Raw genomic sequence first — 323 nt, forward strand, 5'->3', positions numbered from 1 at the left:
AGCGGCGTGGTGTCCGGCAGGGCAAGCCCGTTGTCCAGGCGGGCGACGGCGGTGCGGCCCAGCGCTTCGGCGGTCGGCTGGGTGCCGCTGTACTCCGTGACGGCCAGCAGTTGATCCGGATACAGCCCGGCGCCCATGCCGTAGGCGGGCAGGTGCGGAACGTCCGAGGGCGGCCCGACATGCGGGCCGTCGAGCAGTTCGTGCGTGCCGCCGGTGCTGCGGTAGCGCGCCCAGTACACTTCCTTGCGCCGGGCGTCGGTGGCCACCACGAACTCGTCCACGCCGGCGCGCCACGCGTCCGGAGCGGCGTCCACGGCGATGGC

At 74.3% G+C, this 323-nt stretch carries 1 pseudogene; it reads right to left on the minus strand.

The features are described from left to right. Window positions 1–323: pseudogene (locus AC5RUJ_RS18880) on the minus strand (tRNA (adenosine(37)-N6)-threonylcarbamoyltransferase complex dimerization subunit type 1 TsaB); the annotation flags it as partial.

This window comes from Arthrobacter sp. Y3223164, from assembly GCF_059091005.1.